The organism is Priestia megaterium, assembly GCF_009497655.1.
Classification (GTDB): domain Bacteria; phylum Bacillota; class Bacilli; order Bacillales; family Bacillaceae_H; genus Priestia; species Priestia zanthoxyli.
On record NZ_CP023317.1, the window covers coordinates 1,064,647 to 1,091,345 of the forward strand.

Genomic DNA, 26,699 nt, shown 5'->3' on the forward strand with positions numbered 1-26,699 from the left:
TTTGTCTAGTCAAACGTATAGTTAGATAAAGAAATGGAGGGCATAATATGTTTGAAATAAAAGGGCGATGTTACGTTTGTCAGAAAGAAATTCAGCCGAATGAAGAAGTGTGGATGCGAATGAAGTATCCGAGTAGAAGAGGAATGACCGAAATCAAAGCTTTTTTACATCAAGAAGCGCAGTTTGTATGCATGGACTGCTTTGAAAAAACAAAAAAATGAGTCAAAGCCGTACTCTTTTCAACATATTGACATAGTATACTTTATAGTTTAATATTTAGATAATTATCTAAATACTTAAATGTGATGGAGATGAACTTTAATTGAATGAAACGTTTAAAGCTTTAGCGGATCCTACTCGCAGGAAGATTTTAGAGCTGCTAAAAGAGAGGGACTTAACCGCAGGAGAAATTTCCGAGTATTTTAATATGACCAAACCAAGCATCTCAAATCATTTAAAAATCTTGAAGCAAGCGGACCTCGTTCAAGATGAAAAAAGAGGGCAGTTTGTGATTTATTCATTAAATACAACCGTTTTTCAAGATTTAATCGGCTGGTTTTTCAGCTTTCAGAAAGGAGAGAGTTAAATGAAAAAACACGTATTTCCTTTAAGTATTACTCTTTTAACACTGGTTGCATGGATAATTGCACTGCCGCATCTTCCAGCTACGATGCCCATTCACTGGGGAGCAAATGGAGAAGCAGACGGATTTGCAACGAAGATAAACGCAATGATCTTAACAGTAGGCATCATGGTACTTATTTATTTTGTCATCGCCTTTGTTCCGCGAATTGACCCGCGTAAAGAAAATTATAAGTACTTTTCAAAAACGTATAATATCCTGTTAAACGCTGTACTGCTATTATTCTTTTTTGTAAATATGAGCACTATTTTACAGGGGCTTGGCTATAACGTGCCGATGTCGTACATTGCTCCGATTATGGCTGGACTCGTTTTTATCATTATCGGAAACTACTTGCAGCGCGTACGCTCTAACTATTTTATGGGGATTCGTACACCGTGGACATTGAGCAATGAAAACGTATGGAAAAAGACGCATCGTTTATCTGGAAAGATCTTTTTTATCGGCGGACTGCTGATTCTTATTAGCGCTTTTTTACCTGATGGATACAAGTCCGTTATCATGTGGGGGAGTATCGTTCTGTGCGTGGCGATTCCTTATCTGTATTCGTACTTGGCGTATAAAAAAGAAATGAATATGTAAGCATACCAAAAAATCCGGTGAACACACCGGATTTTTTTATGGATAACATATCAGCCGTAACGCCACCGTTCGTGTCACGCCGGCTGATGAGAATAAATACAGCATAAAGTATGAAACGCGTTTCAGGTCAAGAGCTGCTATGAAAAAACTTACATTTGCTTACGATCGCTTGCTTGAGGCGGCTTTTCAATCCAGCCGTTTTTAATCATCACTTCGCTGCATCGCCCCGCTACTTTTAAGTCCCGTAAAATACACGCTTCACAGTGCCCGACAATATCAAGCCTCATGCTGGTAGTCATTGCCGTTGCGTAATAGGTAATGGCTACTTTAAACATCGCTCCTGCGTGAAACGTCATCAGCTTTTCTGAAAATGGCGCGTGCGTAGACGTTGTGATTTCATTATCCAAAAGCGGAGGTGTATGAAGGTTTTCCTCGTGCATGATGGAAGAATAAAGCTCGATATGCTTATGCGCCACATCAAGCCCCGTCTCCATGACTTTCCGCACGTCTTTTCGTTTGCTCACTTGTTTAAAGGCAATTAAAAGCGCTTTGGTTGCCATGCTTTTTCGTAAATTAAAATAAATATTTCCGGCTTCCGTTGCGTTTAAAAGGCGCTGCTTTCCTACAAAATCAAGAGCGTAAGTCAAATCTGTGATCGGCTCTTGTTGTTTCGGATTTAAAAAATAAGGAGCCGGCACATAAAGATTTTTTGCTAAAAGCAGGTCGAGAGACCGATTATATACTTCCATCACGTCCAAATTACACTGATGATAATAATCTCGAAGATCTCGGCGAACGGACACGCTAAATGAAATGCCGTATCCTGCCAAGCCGTGAATCGTCATGTCATGAAGATATTTCAGCCAAAACGAGTCTGTAAAAAGCGGAGGTGCGTGCAAGTCCACATCTTCATCTGTAAATCCTTTTGGCAACGGAAAATGCTCGGCATGAAAAATGGCAGTCAGCAGCTCAATATGCTTTTTTGATAGCTCTAGCGAAAAGGCAAACAGCGCCCGAATCTCTGCATCCGTGACCGTTGCAAGAACGTGTTTTGCTACACAAACCGCCAGCGTATCCTGCTGATACTGCGCGCATAGACTCGTTATCTCCGGCGAAGTCAAACGCTTGCTTTCTGCGTTCAATAGGCTTTCCTCCTATCTATAAAAATGGTACGTATTTATAAAAAACAGATAAGCATAGTGTGGACAAGGGTGTGTTAAATTATTCCATGAGTAAAGAAGGATAAAAATAGAAAAAAGACCTGCCCGGCAAAAAGCAGATCTTTATGTAAAGCGTTTATTTTTTATTGAATGCTTTTTCAATTTCAGGGTAGGTAATGCCGTATTTTTTAGAGACGGTAACTAAACTCATAATTTCTTCTTCAGCAGGCGGTCCCACTTGCGGCAGAGGAGCATTTTCAGGAACGGAAGTACCGAGTTCTTTAACGAATGAATCAAAGCCTGCTGGAGAAGCAGTAAGGATAAATTCTGTTTCTTCTGGTCCGGTCACAAAGCGATGCTGAATACCTCGAGGAGCAAAAACATAATCGCCCGCTGTTGCTTCAATTATTTCTTCTCCTATGTAGAAAATCATGGAGCCGCGCTTTACGTAAAACGTTTCGTCCTCATGTTCGTGAAGGTGAAGCGGGGGACCTTGGTTTGCTGGTTTCACTACGTGTGCTACGGCGTAAGCTCCGTTTGTGTCTTCACCTGATACAAGAAGCGTTACTTTTTCATCAAGAAAATGAAATGTGTTTTGATCGTGCGGCGTACGGTGAAAAGCATTTGTTAGCTGATTATGAGTTGTTGTCATCCTTTTATCTCCTTAAAAAACATATTTTGAGATTATTGTATACTAATATGGACGTTTTGTGTGCAAAATAATAGTTAAAAAGAATTATTTATTTACATTTATTATCTTTTTATAGTTCTATTGTTATTGATTATGGATTTTCCATATAATTTCCTTTATCTATTTTCCAAAACTACCCAGTATGCTAACATAAAGATAGAACCCTTAAATGGATAAGTGATGTATGAGATGTAAAAGGAGAGTTTCGATGAAGTTGTTTAAAGATGTGTCTAAACGAGAGCATCAAAATTGGAATAAAGCTGTGTCGGCAGGTTTTTATATACTTTTATTGCTGCTGTTTGTGAACGTAATAATGTATACCTATAATGGCGCCGAGTTAGTGTCGTCATTTTCGATGTTTTGGACAGGGATCATTGTGACGTTTGGCTATCAGTTCATTTTAAATAGAAAAAGTGAGGAAAAATGAATAAACAGCCTTGGCACCGTTCAGAAAAATTTCTGCTGCTGCTTTGCTTTTTTGCACCACCCATCGGTTATATAGCGTTGGTAGTAAATAAGAAAAAGCTCAGCCGAGAGCAGTGGCTGAGTAACTTAACGGTAGCGACTATTATCATGTCCATATGGATGCTGAAGTTTTTACCTCATCAGTGGGGAACGATTATTTTATTCACGGGCGTGGGAATCTATTGGTATCACCGAATGTTGAAGAAGTTTAAGAAGTAGCGGCAGGGATAAAGAAAGTTAAATTTTCCCCCTTTGATATTTTGAAAAAAGAAGTTAAAATATTATAGTAATACAAATTTGTTCTACCCATGTAAATAAAAGTATGTATTTAATATATTTGATGATTAGTTAAGAATAGAGCCAACCAAAGCGGTTGGTTTTTTGTATGAGTTCATTCTTTTTTTGTGGAAATTGAAGAATAGTATCCGATGTAAAGCTAGAGCATACAGGCAGGTTTTAAAACTGTCGGATCAGTTCTTTAAACAGGAGGCCATCACTAGTGTCGATAAAGAAAAAGTTGTCCGTATTCTTTACTTTGCTGGTATTGTGTATTCTACTAGCGAATAACACCTTGCACTACATTCGATCAAAAAATAGATTAACAGAGTTTAATCAAAGGGAAATCACGCTGGTCACAGAAGAAATTGCGTACGAAGTCGAAAATTCTAAAAATAGTGCTTCCTATATGGAAGATCGGATGGCACAGGAATTACGAACGGCTTCAATTGCAATTCAACAGTCTTTGCCTGCTGATTACCGAGACGTCACCAATGACGAGTTAAAACAGTTGGCTAAAAAACTGATGGTATCTCATATTACGTTATTAGCACCCGTAGAAGGTGATATTATAGGCGTAAAATCTTCTGATCCTAAGGAAATCAATATGTCTACAAAAGAGTGGGGCTATTGGTATACATCTTTTCAGCAGCTTCTTTCTCAGCAGCCGGTCACGACAACAAAAGGATTGACTTTACCTCACTATTGGAGCGGACCGATTGAAGTAGCTTCTAGCAACCCTAATCACATTGACAAATGGGGTTATTATTACGACGGGTCTACTAATTACATTATTGATCCTTATTTCCGGGATCAGCACGTCCTCGATTTTGAAAAAAGGTTTGGCCCTACGAACGTGATGAACCGCTTTACGGAAAATCTTGAAGGCGTTCTTGAACTAACGGCTTTTAACCCGAAAAACTTCGGAAAAAGAAATCAAAACGTATATTTAAACGGCAATAAATATATTAGAATAAAAGATCAGCCGATTTGGTACGGTACATACACGTATCGAAATACCGAACGTGATAAAAAGTCCATTCAAAAGGCCTTAAAAACGGGAAAATCACAAAGCTATACTGCTGAAATTAACGATAAAAAAGTATTAAAAACATTGGTACCGATTAAAGAAAAAAACTCTCCAGCTTACGTGATAGGTGTAGTGTATGACTATGGACTTATTAAAAAAGAGCTGCAGCAAGAATTAATCAAACATTTACTGCTGTCTCTTCCGTTTATCTTTATTGTCCTTATTATCAGCTTTGTTTTCTCTACATCCATTACGCGGCCGATTAAACATATTATGGAGCACGTAAATCAAATCGCCAAAGGCAATTTTGGCAAGGTGCTGAATGTAAGAAGAAAAGATGAGCTGGGAGGACTTGTAGCAAATATCAACCACCTTTCTCATTTTTTAAAAACATATGTGGCCGATTTAAAGAAAAGTCAGGAAGAAAGTGAGTACCATGCGTACCACGACTTTTTGACAGGATTGCCGAACAGAAGATATTTTAAAGAAGAATTAAACAGGCGCTTAGTTGAGTCGAAGGAAAAGTCCATTCGTCACGTAGCCGTGTTATTTATGGATATAGACCGGTTTAAAGATATTAATGATACGCTAGGGCATTCAAAAGGCGATCAGCTTATACAGCTGATCGCCAACCGTATTAAAGAATGTCTGCCTCCTGCTAACAGCTTTCTTACAAGGCAAGGAGGAGACGAGTTTGTCATTTTATTCAGTGATTTTACACCGGAAGAAGTTAAAGGTATCACCGAGAAGATCATTGCATATGTTCAACAGCCCTGCTACATTGACAATGATGAAGTTTTCGTCAGTATCAGCAGCGGGTTAAGCTTTTATCCGGAGCACTCTACGAATTTGGACACGCTTATTACGTATGCAGATGTCGCCATGTATGCTTCAAAAAGACAGGGCGGCAATAAAGTAAGTATTTATCATGATTCGTTAAATCAAAAACAAGCTGAAAAAGTTCACATCGAAACGCGCTTGCGAAAAGCAATTCAAAAAGGTGACATTGACGTTTACTATCAGCCTAAAATAGAAGCAAAGCGCAATGTAATCACCGGCGTAGAAGCATTAGTTCGCTGGAATGACGCAGAACTTGGATTTGTTTCTCCGGAAGTATTTATCCCTATCGCAGAAGAAACTGGTTTGATTCAGTCTCTATGGGAAGTTGTCATGAAAAAAGCTTGTTCTCAAGTCAGCAAATGGAACAAGGATCGAAACGAAAAAATGACGCTAGCGGTTAACTTTTCTCCGCGGCAGTTTCAAGATCCGATTGTGTTAGTTAATGAAATACAGCAATTTCTTTCGCTTCATAGATTTGATCCCGCATGGTTTGAAATTGAAATTACGGAAAGTACATTGCTGATGAACGCGGAAGAAACGATTAAAGCTTTACATCTGTTAAAGAAATATGGTATATCAATTTCTATCGATGATTTTGGAACCGGATATTCTTCATTGAGCTATTTAAAAAAATTACCAATCGATTGTTTGAAAATCGACCGGTCTTTTATCCAGGATATTCAAGAAGATTACAGCAACAGTGAAATTGCGCAGGCGATTATTAGCTTATCTCAAAGCTTAAAGCTTGAAGTAATCGCAGAAGGTGTAGAAGAAGAATATCAAAAAGCGTTTTTAATGGAAAACGGCTGTGATCATATGCAGGGGTACTTGTTTAGCAAGCCTCTTGCTGCAAAAGATTTTGAAGCAGCGTTTTTAAATAGCTGAAGCAAAACCATCATTTGAAAATAAACTTACTAAGAAAAGGGAAGAGGACATAAAAAGATGGCACTTAGTACACAAAATTTAATTGCTCAAAAATTTTTAGAAACAGTAGGCACAAATTCAACTGAAATAGATAAAAAAATAGGTCAAGCTGACACATTTATGAATGCGGTGAAAGAACTGATTGATTTATGCGGAGATAATCCGGAAAGAGACGGCCTTGAAGAGACGCCGTACCGCGTGTTAAAGGCATTTTTAGAATACACGGAAGGCTACCGAGAAGATCCGAAAGCCCATTTGGAAAAAACATTTGACGTGAATCACAATGAATTAGTGTTAATACGAGATATTGAATTTCACTCAATGTGTGAACATCACTTTGCGCCGTTCTTTGGCGTTGCCCACGTTGGGTATATACCGGATAAAAAAATCACAGGTTTATCTAAAATCGCTCGTACGGTAGAAGGGTACGCAAAGAGATTTCAAGTTCAAGAACGTCTAACAAATGAAATTGCAGATGCAATTGAAGAAGTGTTAGAGCCAAAAGGAGTTATGGTAATTATTGAAGCGAAGCATATGTGCATGTGCGGAAGAGGAATTAAAAAATCTTCAGCTTCTACAGCCACTTCATCCGTTCGGGGAACGTTTATGGAAAAACCAGAGGTTCGCGGAGAATTTTTATCTCTTTTACAGCGACAAATGTAAAGAAACAAAAAGCCATATAAGCTGAGAAGCAGAAGCGAGGTGAGCTGTATGCAACATGTTGACGTACTGATTATTGGCGGAGGGCCCGCTGGCATCTCTGCTGCCGTGTGGTGTAAAAGGCTAGGCGTTGAGTGCTTGCTTCTTGAAGAGCAGGCACAGTTAGGCGGACAGCTGTTTACGATTTACAATGAGATTATTGATTATCCCGGAATACAAGCGGAAAATGGAATTGAAATGCAGCGTAAAATGGTTCAGCATTTTATCGATATGGACTGCTTATATGAAGCGAATACAAAAGTAATTTCCATTGACGAACGTTTTAAAACAGTAAAAGTAAAGCAGCAAGAAACAGAAAAAGAAATTGGTTATACGTATCTTATTTTAGCAACGGGCTCTAGCCAGCGAAAGCTCGGAGTGCCGGGTGAACAGCAAATGATTGACCGAGGAGAAGTATACTCTGCTTCAGCAGACGGAGAACGGTTAACAGGTAAAAGGGTTGCTCTCATTGGCGGAGGAGACCGGGCGTTTGAAGGAGCACATCTTTTAGCATCAAAAGCAAAACAAGTATATTTGATTCATCGTTCTACGCATTTTAAAGCAAGAGAGCAATACGTTGAAAAAGTTCTTTCCGACCCCGGTGTTAAAGTGATGACAGACACCGAAGTGACCGCTATCCACGGAAAGCATCGCGTCACATCAATTGATTTAAAAAGTAAAAACGGTGAGTCCAAGAATTTATTGGTAGACGCAGTGCTAATCAGACTAGGCGTAGCGCCCAATGTTGAACTTATTAAAGAAAAAGTCACCACTACACAAAGCGGGCTCATCGTCATTAATGAAGTGCATCAAAGCAGCAATCCATCTATTTATGCCATTGGAGACGCCTGCACGACTCCCTTGTTTTCTAGTATCAGCTCTTCAGCCGGTCAAGGAGCGATTGTAGCCAAGCATGTATCGAGCCTTTTGAAAAAGTCATAATATCAAAAAGCATCTATCAAATCGATAGATGCTTTTTTACGTAACATAATAAAAGAAACATAGAAGAAGTACGTTCACAGGCAGACAAATCGTTTGGAAAAAAGCAATGTAGTTTTTAGGCGCAGCGCTGATTCTTTTTACTAGAATATACTCGGTGATGAAATTAAAAAGAACGATGATGCAAGACACCAGTATATACGCCCAGACGTTCTGCTGAAACAAACGAGTAAAAAGAGGCGAGAAAAGAAGTAGAAAAGCAGCGGTTTGAAAAGAACCTCTAGAAAATAAATTATGTTTTTTAGCACTGTAAGTCAAATAATCCCTCCTTTACATGTTTTATTTTACCAAACAAAAAAGCCTTAAAAAATACCTTTGGCTATATTTTCCTGATATGTTCCTCATTTCGGGAAAATAAAGTAAAATATATATCAAATATAGCTTATAATAGTATAAAAGAAATAGATAAAAGGAGGCGCCATGAGATCTTGCCAGATAAAAACACGGAGAAGGAGCAGTCGATCATGATCATGAAACATCTTGATCGTTTGAATACGCAGCTTTTAAAAGAATACAGTGAAGGTATTTTTTTTATCAACTGTGAAGGCGATATCATGTTTAGCAACGAAGCAGCCTTCAAGCTAACAGGAAACGAGCACAAACAAAAAAGCCAGCAGCTGACGGCTCTTATACATAAGTCGAAACAACAGCAGGCACAAGAACTTTTTCAACGTGCTTTAAAAGGAGAAAAAGTTCATTTTTCAACGACAATCAATCATAAAACAAAAAAAGAACTTCATTTATATATTACGCTCATTCCTATTATCGTAAATGAGCAAGTAGCGGGTGTTTATGCCGTATGCAGAGATGATTCAAAAGAGCAAGAGCGCTCCAATCACATTTCTCAGTTAGAAACGCATTTGAAAATGGAGCAAAAGCTTGCGAATGTGGGAAGCTGGTATTACGACGTGACGGAAGATAAAAGCTATTGGTCACCTCAGCTGTATAATATTTACGGATTAAACCCCAACCAGCTCTTTACCCCTTCTTTTAAAGATGTTCTTCAATTTATTAAAGAATGTGACCAAAAAAGATTACAAAAAGCAGTTACAGAGGCACTTTCAACGGGAGAAAGTTATAAAATTGAATACGCGCTGATGCGGCCAAACGGTGAAGAACGTACGGTGTTTGAGCAAGCGGATGCACTAGTAGATGAGCATGGAAACGTCATACAGCTAATTGGAGTCGTTCATGATATTACCGAATCGAAAGTGATTACGAATGAATTAAAGCAAAAAGAACAGCAGTTTCAAACGATTTATAACAATTTGGATGCCGGAATATGGTCCGTTGATGTGCAAAGCAATAAAGTGATTGTATGCTCCAGTGGTGTTAGCAACATTTACGGGGAAAATGCGATTAAATTTTTAGAAGATAGAGATCTGTGGGAAAGCTTTATTCACCCGGAAGATAAACCAGCTGTGGCCAAATCGCAGCATCAGCTGCAAAAAGGAAAAACGATTCGTCAGCAGTATCGAATTTCCACAAAAACAGGAGAAATAAAATGGGTAAAAGATCGATGCATTCCAACGCTTGATCAAAACGGCAAGCTGGTGCGTATAGACGGCATCATTGAAGATATCACCGCAGAAAAAAAATACGTGGATCAAGTTGAATATCTTGCGACTCATGATCATGTAACAAACTTGCCGAATCGAAGAAAGTTTGAAAGAGAATTAAAAAATTTCATTCGGCAAATGAAAAAAGAAAGAGATTCATTAGCGGTCTTTTATCTAGGGCTAAATCGTTTCAAACATATTAATGACACATTAGGCCACGATGTAGGCGATCGCCTGCTGCAGCGTATCGCCAATCGGTTAAAAAAGTTCGTAACGCCAGATGTGATGCTAGCTAGAGTAGGAGAAGACGAGCTTGCGATTTGTTTTTTATCTCTTGCACATATAAATGAATGTCAAAAACTAGCCGCAGCTCTTTTTCAAGAAATCGAAAAAGAAATTACGATTGACGACTTTTCTCTGTACGTCACAGCCAGTATAGGAATCAGTATCTACCCGTATGACGGTGAAGATGTGAAAACCTTATTGACGAATGCCAACCTTGCTATGCGCCGTGCAAAAGAAATTGGGCGAAGCGACTGGCAGCTGTATTCTCCGTTAATGGACAGCGAGACGTATAAAAGCTATCATCTGGAAAAAGGACTGCGCAACGCACTTCTGCAAGATGAGTTTTTTATTGAATATCAGCCAAAGGTTCATACAAACAGCAGAGAGATTGATAGTATCGAAGCGTTAATTCGCTGGAATCACCCGGAATGGGGGCGCGTATCACCAGAAGACTTTATTCCTTTAGCAGAAGAAACTCATTTAATTATTGAACTCGGCGACTGGGTAATCGAGCGTGTCTGCAAGCAGCTGCAGCAGTGGAAAAATCAAGGATTACAAACCGTGCCCGTTTCGATTAACGTTTCGTCTAAACATTTGCTGAAACGAGGATTTGTAGAGCACATTCAACAAACGTTAGCCCGTTACAGCATCGACCCTTCATTCATTGAATTTGAAGTGACGGAAAGCTCTATTATTCAGTATGAAGAACACGTAAAAAAAGTCATGGACGAATTAAAGAAAATCGGCGTAACGTTTGCTTTAGATGATTTTGGCACCGGCTTTTCTTCGCTATCACATTTAAAAGACTTCGAATTTAACACGTTAAAAATCGATAAAACGTTTATTCAACATGCGACCGATAAAGGAAAGCAGCAGGCGATTACAAAAAGCATTTTGTATTTAGCTCATGCTCTTAACATGAAAGTAATTGCAGAAGGCGTTGAAACAAAAGAGCAGCTCGCCTTTTTACAAAAGCATGAATGTTCCTTTATTCAAGGCTATATCGTTAGTCAGCCGGCTGCTCCTCAAAAAATCGCTGAATATTTAAAGAGGCGATTTCTATAAAAAAGTGATGTCTCAACAGAGACATCACTTTTTTTACGCTTGAATAGGTTTTCGAAGCGTCCAAATTTGGTAAAACATATAAAGAGACTGATAGATTGTCAAATACGTCAGTAAGATCCAGCCGTTCATTAAGTACGGATAAATGGCTTGCTGAACAGAAGGGCTCGTTAAATAATCACGGAAATAAATGCATAGTACAACAATCATTCCTGTAAATGCAAAGCCCGTTAAAATACCTTGCCCTAATTTACTGCGCGTTTTCCCGTTTTCCGCGTTGTATTGATTCGCCCAGCCGTCTTTTTTATTAGCGGCAAGCCTCTCGAGCCACACTTGACCAAACGTAATTAAATTCACCCACAGATAAATCTCCGGACTAATCAAAAGACCGGCCAGTATCACATCAATCGGCCTGTGCATCGGAGTTTTGACAGCGAGCATAATATTTAAGACAGAAGCTAAAGCAATTGGAATGATCCAAAGCCACGACCAGTAAAATTGATCGGTCGCAAGCGCAGCCGATAACAATACAATAAACAGCAGGCGAATAAGTAAATCACACAGCGTTTTGATCTGTGAACGCCACAGCTTTCCTTTATGCTTGGTTCTGACGTCCAAGTTTCCGTTTGTTAGTAAATCAACGGTTCCCGACTTCCATTTATTACGCTGTTCACGGTACGTATGATAGCTTCTCATCGAATCCACAAAGCAGCGAGCGCCTGGACTGATTAACGTTTTCCAGTTGGATTTTTGCAGCTGCCACGTCAGAAGCATATCTTCAACGTCGCTGTCATTTTGCCAAGGACCGTCAAGCTTATTTTCTTCCACTATATTTTGAAGCGCTTCAGGACGAAACAGCGTAGCCTGACCGCCAAGTACATATGTGCTTCCTCCGTGATACTGAAGATCCAACAGCCAGCTCGCCATATCCTGCTTTTGCTGATGTGTCCACCACCGGGCTATCGGTCCGCCGTACTCGCCGCTTGCAAGCTTTTCCTCGTAGTGCACATCATCTTTTGAAAGCGAGCTTTTCTTTTTAGGCATTCTCATCGTATATTTTGCCATCACGCCGCCGATGTTTCGCGACGTCATTAAATCTTCCCATAAATTAATGAGTGCTTTTGGAGCCAAGCGGCTGTCTGCATCCATCCCTAAAATCGCTTTAATTGACTCTTTATACAGCTGCTGATATTTCGTCAGCGTCGTATTATATAAATCCAGTGTATCTCCATATATCTTTTTCCAAGCCGTATTTAACGCGCCGACTTTTCGTTGTTTATTGCCCTCAGTGACAAGTACTTTTACATTTAAATCAAATTCATCTCCGGCCAGCTCCGCTTTTTCTTTTGTGCGGTCCGTACAGTTATCTGCAATCACAAATACATCGAGCTCCACATTATTCGGAAGAAGCTGATCGCCTAAACCCGCCAAGCAGTCGCGAATTGATTTTTCTTCATTGTGCGCCGGAATGAATGCCACAATGCGCGGCCTCATATACGAAGCTCCAATACTTCCAGTAACGACACGCTGATTGTTCATGTTTTCCTTTACCCCCTGATATATCAGGAAACCCAGCTATCCTAGTCCTAAAGACCTTAGACCTGAGGTTTTGCGTCCCAGCCTTTCGACTGGTTTGCCTTTAACTGAACAAGTTAAGTTCACTACTTTTGTTTTCTTTAAAGAACGAAATGTCTAAAATAATACTATATAACGAATATCTTTTTTTAGATTTTACCATAAAAATAGGTTTAATTACCCTAAAAAAGATTCGACAAATTTCGATGGTGGTTTATAGGTTGAGTGAAAATGTTAATAAATTATCGTATTAAGTTGATAAGAATTTTGGTTGTCAGTTTACAAAAAAATAAAATGGTAAAAATATAGGTTTTTATATCCATATTTATATAAATATTGTAATATTAATAGGTATTTAATAATAAAAGGAGGAATAGTATGATTTTATCCATACGAAAAACAATTTTGCTATTAGTTATCGTGAGTTTTGGTTTTTTTGGAGTAAAACCAATTTTCACACATGCTGCGATTTCAAATGCTGTACAAGTAGAATTAAATAAAGCTTATAATGGTAAATTACAACAAGGGAAAAACGAAGATGATTTTTATAAATTTTCTTTGCCGAGCGACGGAAATGTGACGTTGTCAGTCAAGCAAAGGGATGGAGTTACTTGGGAAGCAAAGATTTTGAACAGCAAGGGGCAGGTATTTCAATCATTCCAAACAGATGATAGTGAGTTAATTGAAGGTAATGCTTCAGCAGAAGTAGGACTTCCAAAAGGAACATACTACATAGAAATTAGTTCATATGACTATTCATCTTATGACGAACGCTATGAATTTAAAGTTGGCTTTGCATCAAGCAATAATTATGAAAAAGAGTTTAATAATAGCTTAGCTACTGCAAACATAATGAACGTAAACCAAACATATAAAGGAAATTTAAGCGACAGTGAGGATGTAGATGTCTATAAAATAACAGTTCCTAGTGACGGAAACATTACTTTATCTATGAAACAACAACCGGGGGTCCGTTGGCAGGCAGCTATTCAAACTAGCAGTGGCAAAGTTATCGAAGATTTGACTACAGATGATAGCGAATTGATTGATGGTTATGAAACAAGGCAAGTAGGTTTACCGAAAGGGTTGTACTATATTACAGTAGAATATTATAGCTACGGAGTAGATGAACCTTATGAGATAAAAGCAGGTTTTGAAAAAAGTGATAACTATGAAAAAGAATTTAATAACAGCTTGACAACGGCCAATTCAATGAAGCTAAATCAAAGTTATAAAGGAACATTAAATAACGACGATGATAAAGATGTCTATAAAGTTGATATTCCTAGCAACGGAAATGTTACTGTTTCTTTGAAACAAAAAGCTGGATTGAAGTGGCAAGTTAGTATTTTAAATTCAAAATCTCAAGAGTTTGATAGTTTTGTTACAGATGATAGCGAACTTATTGAAGGATACGAAACTATGCAAGTAGGTTTGCCAAAAGGGTCATACTATATTACGGTAGAACGTTATAGCTATGCAACAGATGAACCCTATGAAATAAAAACATCATTTTCATCAAGTAATAACTATGAAAAAGAATTTAACAATAGCTTAACTACAGCTAATTCTATTAGTCTTAACCAGGTATACAAAGGTACAATCAGTTCTGACGGGGATACTGATGTTTATAAAGTAGTAGTACCCAACGATGGAAATGTGACATTAGCAATGAAACAGCAAGAGGGGGCAAGCTGGCAAGCTAAAATTCAAAACAGTGGTGGGTATGTATATAAAGAGCTTGTAACAAATAATGACGAATTAGTTTCAGGAAATGCCTCAGTTCAAACCTGGTTGAAAAAAGGAACTTACTTTGTTGTTATTAAAGATTATTATGGCAATGCAGAACATAAGTCTTATCAATTTATTACATCTATGAAATCCTCTGCTTTAAAATCATCTCAAATTAAAGTCACAAACAATAAAGGAAAAGATGACGTAATTGCAGTTTCGGGCATTGCCAAAGGTGATGTCGTTAGAGTGTACAATGAGAACTCAAAAGGAACGGTTCTTGCATCTAAAACATCAATAGGAACATCAGTTACGCTTACAGCGAAGCAAATCGGTCAAAAAGCAGGAAAAGTGTATGTAACAGTTATGAGCCCAGGAATGGGTGAAAGTGATCGCGTAGCGACCTCATTCTCAGGGGAGCAGTCTAATTCATTACAGTCATCACAAGTGAAAGTAACGAACAATAAAGGAAAAGATGATGTGATTGCAGTGAGTGGAATTACTAAAGGTGACATGATCAAAGTATATAGTTTAAGCTCAAAAGGAACAGTTCTTGCATCTAAAACATCAACAGGAACATCGCTTACGCTTACAACGAAGCAAGTTGGTCAAAAGGCAGGGAAAGTGTATGTGAGCATTACACGTTCAGGTATGACGGAAAGCGCACGCACAACGGTGTCATTCGCTGGGGAACAATCCAATGCGTTGCAATCATCACAAGTGAAAGTCATTAACAATAAAGGAAAAGCAGATAGTGTAACTGTAAGTAAAATTGCTAAAGGTGATGTTATCAAAGTATATAATGCGAGTTCAAAAGGAACGCTCTTTGCAAGCAAGCAATCAGAGGGATCATCAACAGTATTATCAATTAAGCAGCTTGGCTCAAAAGCGGGAAAAGTATACGTGACAATCACCAATCCAGGTATGAGTGAAAGCATACGAACAGCGGTTAGCTATAGTGCTGAAAGATAACTAAGCAAAAAAGCGAAATGCTTCGGCATTTCGCTTTTTTTTGTTTAAGTTTAGTAAAAAAGCTTGATTATTTTTTAACTTGTACGTTCGTTCGCTTTCCGTTTTTTAAAACAATCGTATAAATGTCAGCTGAAGGAGTACTCTTAACGGTATAATTTTGAACCCCATTGGTAGTATTAGTGTTAATAATGAACTTATATTCAGCATTTTTTTGATTGCTATTCGTAAACTGAAGCTGAGTAATTGGCATTTTTTTATTAAATTCTAATGATTGCCATCCAGCAATAGGAGAAGCAGAACCTTTATAATTTTTGATGGTGCTCATTTTTGTAAGCTGAATTAGTTCAATTTGCTGTTGATCAAGTTTGCTGGTAAGAGTAAACACTCTGCTTGCAGATTTTTTTACATCTACGTCTTTTCCGATATTAAATATATCCGTGTATGTATGATTTTTGTTTGATTCCATTACATCACGCACAAGAATGCTGTTTGTGTTTTTTAGATAAACAAGCGTTCTGCTTACTTTTACTCCTTTATAGAGCTCATGGCTACCAGTTACATAACTGTACGTTTTATTTATTTCAGAAGAACTAATTTTAGATTTGTTGACTTGATCCTTCGTTATAGGAAAGGATTTTTTATCTACGGTTACGGTATTATGAGCTAAGGTACCTTTAAAGTATTCTCTGTAAGGATCTGTGTAACTATAATTATATTTCCCTGAGTCTACAAAAAAGTCAGTTTTTCCATAGTTTAAGATAAAGGACAAATCATCCCCATGTTTATGAGTAGTGGAGTGGAAGGCAGATGTGAATAAAAGGTATAAAGGTCTTTCATTATTCAAATCATTTTTAAAAACAGCCGTACCACCGTCTGCGTATACCATTTCTTGACCAGGTTTTTTTCCTTGTTTTCCTTTTGTGACAACATATAAAAGCTTTTGACTTGTTATAGATTTAGGATTTAAGGAATAAAGGCTTTCAGGCTGTGAATCACCTAACATCGGTAAGTCACCAGATTGGTTACCAATAAAAGCTAGATAATCCTCCATTTTTGAAATGCCATCTTTTAGCTTAGGCTCGTTCACGTTAAATTGTTTGATAAAGCCATTGATGCTTTTAAATAAGTTAAGAACAAGCAGGTGATAAGAAGGACTGTGCTCTTTATGAACACCGCTTTTTGTAACGTCACCTTCTACATGTGTAATTAAACGACCCATTCCTTTTTTATACCATTGCTCACTGTGAGACATATCTGGAAAGATTAGTGCTAATTCAATTAAAGAACGATCTTGGAAAATTCCATGATTACTCCCGGCAGAGTAATTTTTATCATCCATTAAAAAATCACCGTGTTTTTCTAACATTTCAATTAATTTGTTTTCAAAATCTTTATCATAAATAGCTGAATTCTTGTATTGTTCCCAAAATTGAATCATGGTCACGACTCTGTTTGCTGTACTGTGATCTTTCCAAGCAAAGCGGCTTGCTTGTTTTGTAGGAGATGGATTAGCATTCATCCAGCTTTCTATGTACCACTTAGCTTTTTCTAAATATTTTTGAGAATGAGTTTGCTCGTAGGCATTTGTCAAATAACCTACCATATCTAAGCTTTGGAAATAAAAAGACCAGCTGTCATCTTTATAAGGGTTTTCTTTCCATGTTAGCTTACCATTGAATTTATACGTAGGCCAAATAGTGTTAACGTAAAGTTCGTCCCTCATTAGTTTATCTGCTATACCGACAGTTTGAGAGTTGGAACTAACCCGCTTAAAGATACTAATTTTTTTTGCAGCCGCTACCTGGACAGATGAACTTTTAGCGTTTGCCGCTGCATAAGCAGGGCTCACTGAAGCTGACATAGATACAAGTAATGAGGAAGCAACAGAACATGTTATCACAAAACTTTTCCAATTTCTTTTCATATAATACTCCTTTTAATTATAGTTAATAGACTAAATAAAATAACAGTGATTCATAGGGTTATTTCTAATTTTTACAGCAAAATCTCCTGTTTATAAAAAGTTACAACATAATTAATATAGTACCTTATAATTAGTATAAAAGTAACTTTTATTTTCCTTTTTATTCAATTTTAATTAACCAAAGAGTGATTAATGGATTGAACGAATTTTAAAATTTGTTCAGCAATGTACATAATTTCTAAAAAAAGTTAACGGTGTTTAAATGTTTGGCTAGTAAATAGAAAAAATTAAATGAAAATGAATTCATAATATAAACAACTTAGTAGCTCTGTCGATATATAGTATGAACATATTTCCTAGAGGTATATGTTTGATTACTGTCAGATCCTGCTTAACTATAAATTAAGCAGGAAACTTCTTAAATACAAGGATGTAACCAAGAAGTAAAACTAATTATATGGAGGTAAAGGAAAATGAGAATTAATCACAATATTGCAGCGTTGAACACGTATCGTCAGTTTAACAATGCAAACAATGCACAAAGTAAATCAATGGAGAAGTTGTCTTCGGGGCTGCGTATTAATAGTGCCGCTGATGATGCTGCAGGGCTTGCTATATCCGAAAAAATGCGTGGGCAAATTCGTGGATTAGACCAAGCTGGACAGAATGCTCAAGATGGTATCTCACTAATTCAAACTGCTGAGGGTGCTCTAAACGAAACGCACGATATTTTACAGCGTATGCGTGAACTATCAGTTCAATCTTCAAATGACACTGCTACTGACTCTGATCGTAAAGAGATTCAGAAAGAAGTTTCTCAGCTTAAAGATGAAGTTGACCGTATTTCTAATACAACTGAGTTCAATCAAAAGAAATTATTAAATGGTAGTGTTGGTAACAACGCAGTTATATCTGATGATAACTTAAGCCTTGGGGGAGCTAAAGTCGTTGATGGAAATCTTAAAGCTGATACGTACACAGCAACAGCAACAAATGCAGCTACTGTAGGTGCTGATGTAAAAACAAACACAACTGGCTTAGATGCATCGTCTGATTTCACATTAACTTCTACTAATGTAGTAGGTTTAGAACTTGGAGACTATACATTAGAGTTGAAATCTACAGGCGTAGCAGATACGTTCGATGTCTCATTAAAGAATAGCGATGGGGTAGAAGTAGCTAGTGCAGCGGGATTTGATACAACAGCGGGTGGCTCATTAACAGGTACAACTCCTGATGGAACAGCTACTAAGTTCACAATTGGGGGGGTAGCAACAGGTGTAGCTAAAGAAGGTTCTATGGACTTCAATTTAAACGCAACGTATGCGAGCGCTGGTGACCTTGCTATCGAAGGAACTTCAGGTAACACTGAATTCAGTAGTGGTGCGGGCTTAAAAATCACTGATAATGAGTTTAAGGCAGGTAGCTTTGAACTAAACATGACTGTTGATTCAGCATTAATTGGGGGTGGTGAAACTTCAACTATTACAACTACTAACAACGCTTTAACAATGCACATTGGTGCTAATGCAAACCAAACCATGAAAGTCGATATCAACAAAATAGACACTAATAGTTTAAGTCTTAATAATATCGATTTGACAACACAAAAAGGTGCGGAAGCAGCGATCACTAAGATAAGTAAAGCAATTGAAAATGTATCAGGTGAGCGTTCTAAACTTGGGGCATATCAAAATCGTCTAGATCACACAATTAACAATTTAAACACATCTTCTGAAAACATCACTGCTGCGGAATCTCGTATCCGTGACGTAGATTATGCTTTAGCTGCATAAGCAGTTACAAGCACAGTCGTCCTAGCTGGTAACGGCTAGTGATTATTATTGGGTGAATTGCTGGAAACCCCTTAGACCTTTTCTTGCCACAACGTAGTTAGAAATGACAAGCGTGATGGCGCGAAAAAAGAAAAGATTGGGCAATCAGCAGCCAAGCTCCTGTCTTGAAAAAGTGGAGAAGGTTCAACGACTAGGATAGACCATCTAAGGCAAATGCTATGATGATGAAATCCATAGGTGAAACAATAACCATCAGTATTGTGAATCCGAAGTGCCCGGCCCCTACTGATATAAGAGGGTGAAGATATAGTCTAGTCATTTATGAAAATAAATGTTCGCACGATGGCGAAAGAAATGATGGAACAAACAAAGAATTCAATTCTTTCTCAAGCATCACAAGCAATGTTGGCTCAATCTAACCAGATGCCTCAAGGAGTTCTACAACTCTTGAGGTAATTGATTAAAGGGCGTCTAGCTTGGTAACGAGCTAGAGTATAACTGGGTGAATTGCTGGGACTTCCTAAAGTTTTATCAACCACAACGTAACTGCAAACGGTAAGCGTAACGGTTTGAAAATGATGAAGATAACATAATGGATAATCAGCAGCCAAGCTCCTGTGAGGAAACTCTGGAGAAGGTTCAACGACTAGAGAATACGGTCTAAGGTGAAAACTATGATTATGAATCTCGTAGGGCAGTGAAAACTGTTCGAAGTGCCCAGCTCCATGAAAAAACATGGATGAAGATATAGTCTATTCTGTAACTGAAAGGTACAGTCGCAAAGCAAGCGAATCAACAACCACAAGGAGTGTTACAACTTCTTCGTTAATTTTAAATATAAAAGAGGCTCTAGGTTTTCTAGGGTCTCTTTTTATCTATTTGAGACAAGTAAATTAATTAGGGCATTATATTAATTTTTAGAGGAGAGGAATTACAAACATTCTCATTTTAAAACAGTCTGGTTGGAGGAACCGATGGAAAAAGGTGAGCTAGAACGTAAGAAGTTTCTTGAACAACAGCTTGAGTGGTGCAAAGAACAAGATTATATTTTAGAAGAGATAGAAATGAAGCTTTATGAAATGAAAAGGATAGCAGAATATGCTTTTAGCCATGAACTTACTCCCCTAGAAATTCATCAGATGAATGATCAGTTGAAAGAACTGAAAAGTGAAGTTCATTTGCTAGAAAAACAGCTATCCTCTGTTGTTCATTAGAAGAAAGGTGGTTTTTTATGGATATCGCACTCATGTCAATGTCACTAAGCCAAGGAAAAGTCCAACAGCAAGCTTCTCTATCAGTCATGAAAATAGCAATGGGAAACGCCGAACAGCAAGGAGAAGCTGTTAAGGAATTAATCAGCACTTCCAATGTAAAAGCACTTCAACAGGCCGCACAACCGCATCTAGGCGGAAATATTGATTTGAAATTATAGTTTCATTACTGCTAGATAAATGAAATATAAGGGCATCGAATATAATGTCTTACTATGCAAAATGACCTTACCAATTAGAGTAAGGTCATTTTTTTATAATATAATGGTATCGTTTAAATATTATTTTTAATGCGTAGTCCCACCCGAAACCACAACATCCTCCTCAACTAAAATCGTCGTCTTCACCACACTCAGCAATCCCTCTACAATTAAATCCAGTGACATACTAGCTTTCCCAGGATGATTTACAGCCTGTTCAGGAAGATAAGGAATATGAACAAACCCTCCTTTAATACAGCAGTTTTGAATCATGTTCATGAGTCCGTAAAATACGTGGTTACATACAAACGTTCCAGCGGTTTGAGAAATGCTGCTTGGAATGCCTGCTTGGCGCAAGTTTTCGACAGCTGCTTTGATGGGCAGTGTCGAAAAGTATGCGGCGGGGCCGTTTTGGATAATAGGGCGGTCGATAGGCTGCTGGCCGATGTTGTCAGGAATTCGCGCGTCGTCTACGTTAATTGCAACGCGTTCTAAGGTAATCCCTTCTCGGCCGCCTGCTTGTCCAACGCAAATGACGATAGCAGGGCTGATTTCTTCTATATAGGTATGAAGCTTTGCGATTGATTCACCAAACACAGTAGGAAGAGGTTTAGCAATAATGTGATAGTTTTCAACAGCTACACCGTCTAGAGCTTTTACGGCTTCTAAAGACGGGTTAATACTTTCACCTTCAAATGGTTCAAAGCCAGTTAGTAATACAGTTGTCATTCTATCAATCTCCTTTAAAAATGGTATACAAGGTAGTACATTAATAGCGTATTTACAACAAAAACGGATAAAGCAATCGGCACTTGAGCTTTAATTACGGCGTTTTTGTCTTTTAATTCAAGCAGCATGGCAGGTACGATGTTAAAGTTGGCTGCCATTGGCGTGAGAAGCGTGCCGCAGTAGCCAGCAAACATGCCGAGCGCTGCCATAATGGCTGGATTTCCTCCGTGCATGTGTACAATTAACGGCAGTCCAATACCTCCAGTAATAACGGCAAACGCCGCAAAGGCATTTCCCATTACAATTGTAAACAGCAGCATTCCTAGACAATAAGCAAGCACAGCAACAAACGCATAGTTAGTTGGAAGCACGTCACTCACAATATCTGAAACAACTGTTCCAACGCCGGATTTTGAAAAAATACCGCCAAGCGCTGCGAGCATTTGCGGTAAAATAACCGCCCAGCCGACAGCTTGAAGCAAGCGGCTTCCTTCTTTAACAGGTACATCCATTTTAGCTTTAGTAACGCTCATTGAAGCGATAAAGGCAATGACGGCTGCGATTGCCAGTGAAATTAACGTGACTTTTTCTGGGTCAATTAAAGCCCAGTTTCCAAATTTAATTTTGCCAAAAAGAAGAGTGCCGATAATCGTAAAAATAGGAATAAATAAAGCCGGTAAAAAGATTTTGTTTTTTAATCGCTGCGCGTGAGCCACTCGTTCTTCAGCAGGCGTTTCGGCTTCATTGGATTTAGTGACGCGATTAAATGAAGCAAGCAGTACCATGATAATGACTAAACACCCTATATAAAAAGGTGGAATCACGTTGCCAAATAAAAACGTAATAGAAAACAACGCCCAAAATAGAGAAGATCCTAAACGGTTAGGATGGTTGTGATCGCGTGCGATTCGAATCGCGATAAAAGCAACAATAATACCGAGTAAGTAGTAAATCGTATCAAGCGTTAGGATGCTTTTCATTTAACTCGCCTCCGTCTTTGAAGATGATGTTGGTTTGTGCTTTGTCATTTTTCTGTGAATACGTCGGTCTAACTGACGGAAACGAATGGCGCTGATCAGCAGCGCTGCGATGGCTGTTGGAATACCCCAAAGCGCCATATCCCAGACGTCAACGTGAATCCCTACAGAGTCAAAAAATCCTTTCATTAAAAGAATTCCACCTGTTGCGATAAAGATATCTTCTCCGAAAAACCAGCCCGTATTTTCAGCTGCCGCTGCGTGAGCGCGGATATCTTCTTTGACTTTAGGCGGAAGCTCTCCGTATTTTGCACGGGCTGCGCCTTCAGACATAGGTGCCACTAATGGACGCACGGATTGAGCATGTCCTCCGATATTTAAGCCGACTGCGGCTGAGATTTCACGGATAAAAAGATATATAAGTAAAACATTTCCAGAAGAAGCGTTTTTCGCTTTTTTGATCAGGACTTCCGCTTGTTCCTTTAACCCGTATTTTTCTAATACGCCAAAGATAGGAAGAGTAAGTAAAATAGCCATAGACATATAGCGGTTATCGACAAAGAACTGACCGAACATCGTAATTACTTCATGCAATGATAAACCTGATACAAGGCCCGTCACGATGCCTGCAACAGTCACAACAAGCAGTGTATTTAAACGAAATAGAAATCCCACTGCCACTAGCAAAACCCCAATTAATTTCAACATAAAAAATCCCCCTTGAGTATGTATAGACCGTGCTGCAAATTCACCTCCTTTGTTTTCCTAGAAAAACAAAGATGTTTCGAGTATAAACAATTCTGAAAATTAAAACAAGATGCTTAAGGCATAAAATAGTTTTATTGGTGAAACAAAATTATAGAAGGAAGATTTATATAATGTCCATGGACTAAGAAGTAAAAGAAAGAATTCTGCTAGGGAGTTTAGGTAGTAATTTTTTTAGTTGATCCGTTGAAAACATTTCTCCTAAAATACCAAAAATGGTGTATAATGCTAAAAGGTATGAATATAGAATTATATAGATTTCAACAAAATAAATCTATATGACTATATTTTAAACAATTTATTGAAGGGGGAAGGAGTATTTGAATTGTTCAAATTGCGGCCATTTTAATGAGGGCGGAAAGTTTTGCGTGAAGTGCGGTCATAAATTGCAAGAAGAGGCAGCTGTAAGCCAGGCGGCAGCTGCATCTGAATATCAGCCTCAGCCGCAACCAGCGTATGCGCCTCAACAACCTAATCAGCGTGTTCGTCAGGCGAAAAAAGTGTCAAAATCATTTTTTAGTTATTTTGCAGAAGGAATTAAAAATCCAACAGCTACAGCACAAGCAGCAGGCGAAAGCCAATTCGTTAATGCTCTTATCACAGTCATTCTTTATGCTCTTAGTATACCTATTATGCTGTATGTAGGCTGGAAGCTATTGTTGATTCAATTTGTTCGAAGCATGTTCAAGCTTCCTATTATCAGTGAAGAGCTGGCTCCATCCGACATGGAGGATTTTAATACAGGCGCTGATTTGATAAAAGCCACAGATATCAACAGTATCATTCACTTCAATTTTACCGATTTTGTCTTTAAACAAGGTATCTTCATTTTTATTGGACTTGCAATTATTATTGGAGCAACATATGTTGTAGCAAAGTTTGGAAAGGTAGACGTTTCTTTTAAAGAATTTTTCTCACGCTTTGGCACGTTTTTAATTATTCCAACAGCTCTTCTTTTAATTGGGCTTGTGCTTGCATTTCTTCACGTTGAATACTTCTCTTATTTTATGAATTTTGGTTTGCTGAGCATTTTCCTTGTAGTTCCATTTACCATTGCTAGCTTTAAGCAAAGCGGAACAAATGGGCTTGATCGTATCTATAGCACTCTTATTGTATATGTAGTCATTACGATTGTGCTGACGTTTATTGCGAATGGTTTAGGAGAAGAAGCCAAAAACATTATTACAAGAATGGGAAACAGCAGTGAATTAAATGATTTATTTTAAGTCGACAGAAAGCATCGTGCACAGCGATGCTTTTTCATAACACTATAAAAAGGAGTGTGTAAGTTGGGATATTGTAAAGAGTGTGGACATCAGTTAACAAATGAGCATCAATTTTGTCCAGAGTGTGGACATCCCGTCGAAAGGAAAGCGGCTTCTAGTGAAGTAGCGGCATCACAGCGTTACGCAGAATCGGCATCATCTTCAGCAGAGGAGAGACGCGAATCAGTAAAGCCTTCAAATAAAAAAACAAAGGTTATAGCCATTTCAGTTATAGCAGCAGCTGCTGTACTTGGCGGCGCTTATTACGGAATAGATAAAACAATCATGGCGCCTAAAGCCGTGTCAGAAAAATTTATTGCTTCAGTAAAGGGCAATGACGTTGATAGAGTAAAAAAATATGTAAATGATGGTCAAATTCAATTAGAAGCCAACGATGAGCAAACAAAATCATTTATTACATATTTGCACGAAAATCCGGATGTAATGAAATCAATCTCTGAAGGGTTAGCGGCAGATAGCAGAGCGCTTGAAGCAGGAGTTCCAAGCGAAGATCACTCTTCATACGCTAAGTTAGAACAAGATGGAAATAAATGGGGAATCTTTGATCATTACACGGTACAAATAAACCCTGTATATGCAAAAGCTCAGTCTACAGAAGATGCGACAGTAGTATATATTGACGGTCAAAAAGCTGGAACGGTAAGCAGTGACTCTTCTAAAAAGATTGGTCCATTTTTACCTGGTACGCATACAGTAAAAGGTGAAGTGCAAAATGATTATGGAAAAGTTGAAAACGAACAAGAGGTTGAAGCCACCAACGGAGAAGATGTGAACGTGGAGTTTGACTGGTCAGATCATGCAGTATACATCTCTTCAGATTATGATGACGCGACGCTGTTCGTTAATGGTAAAGACACAAAAACGAAAATTAACGATATTGATTATTTAGGTCCGCTGCCAATGGATGGGTCAGTAAAACTATATGCAAAACGCGGAGTAAAGAAAACGGAAGAAGTATCAATTAAAAAAGGCATGGAAGATGTTGCGCTTAATTTCGATAAAGAAAATACGACAGAAGCTACGGCAAAAGCATCAGTTCCTTCTAAGAATCAAGAGACGACGGACAAAGGTTCGGAAGTCAATTCTGGAGTATCTACTAGTGAAGTTTCTAGTTTTATCGAACAATATATGTACGCTACAATTTCCTCAATTAACAGTGGAGACTTCTCTATTGCAGCGCCTTATATCGATACTAACGGACCAAAATACAAGGAACAAAAAGATTATACAGCTTACTTAATCAAAAAAGGCATAACAGAAGATTTATTAAGCTTTAATGTAAATAGAGTAACAAAACTAGATGACTCTATGTATAAAGTATATACAACAGAAGAGTATGATATTTCGTACGGAGACGGGTCTGTTAAATACAAAAAATTCAACAGCATTCATAAAGTAAAAGAATTATCTGATGGAAGTTTGGGAGTTTATCAGCTTATTAGTTCAACGGAAGTAAAGTAAAAGCTGATAAATAGACTTTGAAAAAGCAAACAACTTAGTAGGTAACAATACGTAAAAAAGACGTCTTCTCATAAAAGACGTCTTTTTTATGTATAAGTCCCAATATCAAACCCAATACCTGGGATACTGCCGATCTTGAAATAAATTGTTATACACGGTAGAAATCAATACAACTACACATGCACAAATCATAATAATACCTAAATATCCCCAGCCTGCTTGAGTATTAATGGCAACAATCGCGCTAGCCGCAGCAGGAGGATGAACGGTTTTGGTAAGAATCATTAAAATAAGAACAAACGCAAGGACAATCGCTATGGTGATAAGACTTCGATGAAATAAACTCCAGATAATAAGTGCAGAAACCGTTGCTAGTAAGTGCCCTCCAAGCACGTGGCGCGGCTGTGATAAAGGCCCTTTATGAGCACCGAAGACAAGTACGCAGGTTGCGCCAATCGGAGCAAGAGCCATTGGATAACCAAGCGCTAGTGCAATCGCGCTGCTGATGATAATCGCAATTAATCCTCCGATAGAAGAAACGACTGCATCTCTATAATTGATTTTCGGTTCTTCTTTTAATTCTCCTTTCATCTTTTTCGTATAAGAGCTTAAGTAAGACAGAAAGGGGCTTTTGCTTTGAGAAAAACTTTTTTCAAATTCCATTTCTTATTTCCTTTCTTTTGTGTAAAAGTTATATGTCAAGTTGTATGTCAGAACATCTGCTATAATAAGTTAGTTTATAAGAAAAGAAGGATTACTGAAAGAGGAAAAACGACTTTTTTTAGTGGGAATTCTTT

At 38.1% G+C, this 26,699-nt stretch carries 23 protein-coding genes, 1 pseudogene and 1 riboswitch; of the genes and pseudogenes, 16 read left to right on the forward strand and 8 right to left on the reverse strand.

Annotated features, from left to right (window positions below; translation table 11 throughout):
- Nucleotides 1-47 precede the first annotated feature (47 nt).
- The 3 genes from CEQ83_RS05415 to CEQ83_RS05425 all read left to right on the forward strand — a co-directional run bounded on the left by CEQ83_RS05415 (nucleotide 48) and on the right by CEQ83_RS05425 (nucleotide 1,225).
- Nucleotides 48-221, forward strand: a complete 174-nt coding sequence (locus tag CEQ83_RS05415; RefSeq protein WP_155017042.1) for a Fe3+ hydroxamate ABC transporter substrate-binding protein — start codon at nucleotides 48-50, stop codon at nucleotides 219-221.
- 101 nt (nucleotides 222-322) lie between these two features.
- On the forward strand, nucleotides 323-586 hold the full coding sequence (locus CEQ83_RS05420; protein ID WP_013082079.1) for an autorepressor SdpR family transcription factor: 264 nt from the start codon (nucleotides 323-325) through the stop codon (nucleotides 584-586).
- Nucleotides 587-1,225: an SdpI family protein gene (locus CEQ83_RS05425; RefSeq protein ID WP_014461240.1), complete on the forward strand. Its 639-nt coding sequence runs from the start codon at nucleotides 587-589 to the stop codon at nucleotides 1,223-1,225.
- 149 nt (nucleotides 1,226-1,374) lie between these two features.
- Here CEQ83_RS05425 and CEQ83_RS05430 read toward each other — a convergent pair whose 3' ends face one another.
- Both CEQ83_RS05430 and CEQ83_RS05435 read right to left on the reverse strand, forming a co-directional pair.
- The gene (locus CEQ83_RS05430) at nucleotides 1,375-2,367 is read right to left on the reverse strand and encodes a DUF3231 family protein (RefSeq protein ID WP_155017043.1); all 993 of its coding nucleotides are present in this window, start codon (nucleotides 2,365-2,367) and stop codon (nucleotides 1,375-1,377) included.
- Nucleotides 2,368-2,521: 154 nt separating this feature from the next.
- The gene (locus CEQ83_RS05435; protein WP_155017044.1) at nucleotides 2,522-3,037 is read right to left on the reverse strand and encodes a cupin domain-containing protein; all 516 of its coding nucleotides are present in this window, start codon (nucleotides 3,035-3,037) and stop codon (nucleotides 2,522-2,524) included.
- Between the two features lie 247 nt (nucleotides 3,038-3,284).
- Between CEQ83_RS05435 and CEQ83_RS05440 the strand changes: the two genes are divergently transcribed.
- From CEQ83_RS05440 to CEQ83_RS05465, 6 genes are all read left to right on the forward strand, one after another.
- Entirely contained in the window at nucleotides 3,285-3,503 is a 219-nt protein-coding gene (locus tag CEQ83_RS05440) for a hypothetical protein (RefSeq protein WP_155017045.1), read from the forward strand.
- Nucleotides 3,500-3,760 (forward strand): hypothetical protein, encoded by a 261-nt coding sequence (locus tag CEQ83_RS05445; protein WP_155017046.1) that lies wholly within the window; start codon nucleotides 3,500-3,502, stop codon nucleotides 3,758-3,760. Before CEQ83_RS05440 ends, CEQ83_RS05445 begins: the two co-directional genes overlap by 4 nt.
- A 280-nt stretch (nucleotides 3,761-4,040) precedes the next feature.
- The gene (locus CEQ83_RS05450; RefSeq protein WP_155017047.1) at nucleotides 4,041-6,572 is read left to right on the forward strand and encodes an EAL domain-containing protein; all 2,532 of its coding nucleotides are present in this window, start codon (nucleotides 4,041-4,043) and stop codon (nucleotides 6,570-6,572) included.
- A 57-nt stretch (nucleotides 6,573-6,629) separates the two neighbouring features.
- Nucleotides 6,630-7,274, forward strand: coding sequence for a GTP cyclohydrolase I FolE (gene folE / locus CEQ83_RS05455; RefSeq protein WP_025749591.1), 645 nt, complete (start codon nucleotides 6,630-6,632; stop codon nucleotides 7,272-7,274).
- Nucleotides 7,275-7,322: 48 nt separating this feature from the next.
- Nucleotides 7,323-8,252, forward strand: a complete 930-nt coding sequence (locus tag CEQ83_RS05460; RefSeq protein ID WP_155017048.1) for an NAD(P)/FAD-dependent oxidoreductase — start codon at nucleotides 7,323-7,325, stop codon at nucleotides 8,250-8,252.
- Between the two features lie 521 nt (nucleotides 8,253-8,773).
- Nucleotides 8,774-11,218 (forward strand): sensor domain-containing protein, encoded by a 2,445-nt coding sequence (locus CEQ83_RS05465; protein ID WP_155017049.1) that lies wholly within the window; start codon nucleotides 8,774-8,776, stop codon nucleotides 11,216-11,218.
- 33 nt (nucleotides 11,219-11,251) lie between these two features.
- On the opposite strand, the gene CEQ83_RS05470 is transcribed toward CEQ83_RS05465, so the two are convergent.
- Entirely contained in the window at nucleotides 11,252-12,754 is a 1,503-nt protein-coding gene (locus CEQ83_RS05470) for a glycosyltransferase family 2 protein (RefSeq protein ID WP_098333722.1), read from the reverse strand.
- Between the two features lie 23 nt (nucleotides 12,755-12,777).
- Nucleotides 12,778-12,863: riboswitch (cyclic di-GMP riboswitch) on the reverse strand.
- Nucleotides 12,864-13,168: 305 nt separating this feature from the next.
- On the opposite strand from CEQ83_RS05470, the gene CEQ83_RS05475 reads away from it, so the two are divergent.
- The gene (locus tag CEQ83_RS05475; protein WP_155017050.1) at nucleotides 13,169-15,493 is read left to right on the forward strand and encodes a pre-peptidase C-terminal domain-containing protein; all 2,325 of its coding nucleotides are present in this window, start codon (nucleotides 13,169-13,171) and stop codon (nucleotides 15,491-15,493) included.
- Between the two features lie 67 nt (nucleotides 15,494-15,560).
- Here the strand turns inward: CEQ83_RS05475 and CEQ83_RS05480 are convergent, their stop codons facing one another.
- On the reverse strand, nucleotides 15,561-17,417 hold the full coding sequence (locus CEQ83_RS05480) for a heparinase II/III family protein (RefSeq protein WP_155017051.1): 1,857 nt from the start codon (nucleotides 17,415-17,417) through the stop codon (nucleotides 15,561-15,563).
- A 473-nt stretch (nucleotides 17,418-17,890) separates the two neighbouring features.
- Here CEQ83_RS05480 and CEQ83_RS27720 point away from each other — a divergent pair, with 473 nt between their 5' ends.
- From CEQ83_RS27720 to CEQ83_RS05500, 4 genes and pseudogenes are all read left to right on the forward strand, one after another.
- Nucleotides 17,891-19,213, forward strand: coding sequence for a flagellin N-terminal helical domain-containing protein (locus CEQ83_RS27720; RefSeq protein WP_155017052.1), 1,323 nt, complete (start codon nucleotides 17,891-17,893; stop codon nucleotides 19,211-19,213).
- Nucleotides 19,214-19,555: 342 nt separating this feature from the next.
- Nucleotides 19,556-19,669: pseudogene (locus tag CEQ83_RS05490) on the forward strand (flagellin); the annotation flags it as partial.
- Between the two features lie 518 nt (nucleotides 19,670-20,187).
- Entirely contained in the window at nucleotides 20,188-20,427 is a 240-nt protein-coding gene (locus tag CEQ83_RS05495) for a hypothetical protein (protein WP_155017053.1), read from the forward strand.
- 17 nt (nucleotides 20,428-20,444) lie between these two features.
- Nucleotides 20,445-20,645, forward strand: coding sequence for a YjfB family protein (locus CEQ83_RS05500; RefSeq protein WP_155017054.1), 201 nt, complete (start codon nucleotides 20,445-20,447; stop codon nucleotides 20,643-20,645).
- Nucleotides 20,646-20,771: 126 nt separating this feature from the next.
- Here the strand turns inward: CEQ83_RS05500 and pcp are convergent, their stop codons facing one another.
- The 3 genes from pcp to CEQ83_RS05515 are packed head-to-tail and all read right to left on the reverse strand — an operon-like array spanning nucleotide 20,772 to nucleotide 23,098.
- A complete protein-coding gene (pcp, locus tag CEQ83_RS05505) occupies nucleotides 20,772-21,413 on the reverse strand; it encodes a pyroglutamyl-peptidase I (RefSeq protein ID WP_155017055.1) in 642 nt (213 codons plus the stop codon).
- 14 nt (nucleotides 21,414-21,427) lie between these two features.
- Nucleotides 21,428-22,393, reverse strand: a complete 966-nt coding sequence (locus CEQ83_RS05510; protein WP_155017056.1) for a DUF979 domain-containing protein — start codon at nucleotides 22,391-22,393, stop codon at nucleotides 21,428-21,430.
- Nucleotides 22,394-23,098: a DUF969 domain-containing protein gene (locus tag CEQ83_RS05515; RefSeq protein WP_057238947.1), complete on the reverse strand. Its 705-nt coding sequence runs from the start codon at nucleotides 23,096-23,098 to the stop codon at nucleotides 22,394-22,396.
- 377 nt (nucleotides 23,099-23,475) lie between these two features.
- Here CEQ83_RS05515 and CEQ83_RS05520 point away from each other — a divergent pair, with 377 nt between their 5' ends.
- Complete coding sequence (locus tag CEQ83_RS05520; protein WP_116741476.1) at nucleotides 23,476-24,381, forward strand: zinc ribbon domain-containing protein; 906 nt, start codon at nucleotides 23,476-23,478, stop codon at nucleotides 24,379-24,381.
- A gap of 54 nt (nucleotides 24,382-24,435) precedes the next feature.
- Nucleotides 24,436-25,902 (forward strand): zinc ribbon domain-containing protein, encoded by a 1,467-nt coding sequence (locus CEQ83_RS05525; RefSeq protein WP_228123030.1) that lies wholly within the window; start codon nucleotides 24,436-24,438, stop codon nucleotides 25,900-25,902.
- Nucleotides 25,903-26,007: 105 nt separating this feature from the next.
- Here CEQ83_RS05525 and CEQ83_RS05530 read toward each other — a convergent pair whose 3' ends face one another.
- Entirely contained in the window at nucleotides 26,008-26,565 is a 558-nt protein-coding gene (locus tag CEQ83_RS05530) for an HPP family protein (RefSeq protein WP_049163258.1), read from the reverse strand.
- Nucleotides 26,566-26,699 lie beyond the last annotated feature (134 nt).